The 556-nt window shown below is 52.0% G+C and carries 1 protein-coding gene; it reads left to right on the top strand.

Annotated features, from left to right (window positions below):
• Positions 1-71: 71 nt before the first annotated feature.
• Positions 72-556: alpha-ketoacid dehydrogenase subunit beta (locus tag R8N49_RS29515; RefSeq protein WP_412034938.1), on the top strand; the 485-nt coding region annotated here is incomplete at its 3' end.

Raw genomic sequence — 556 nt, forward strand, 5'->3', positions numbered from 1 at the left:
GCTTCCTCAAGAGCTTCACGCTCAACGCGATGAATTGATCAATAAAGCAATGCGAATGCAAGGAGGCAAACATGGCTGAACTTACGTTAGTTGAAGCAGTAAACCTCGCTCTGCATCATGAAATGGAACACGATCCAAACGTCGTCGTACTTGGCGAAGACGTGGGCGATAACGGCGGCGTATTTCGTGCAACCGTCGGGCTCAAACAAAAGTATGGACTAAAACGCGTCATCGATACTCCGCTTGCAGAAGCCTTAATCGGCGGCGTTGCAGTGGGCATGGCAACTCAAGGTTTACGCCCTGTTGCAGAATTTCAGTTCCAAGGTTTCGTCTTCCCGGCTATGGAGCACCTAATGTGTCACGCGGCCAGAATACGTAACCGTACTCGTGGACGCCTCACTTGTCCGGCTGTATTCCGCGCGCCTTTTGGTGGCGGCATTCACGCGCCGGAACACCACTCAGAAAGCATTGAAGCACTGTTTGCACATACCGCAGGCTTTAAAGTGGTGATTCCATCTTCCCCTCAGCGTGCTTACGGTTTGCTGCTTGCTGCCAT

This window comes from Vibrio sp. 1978, from assembly GCF_033344345.1.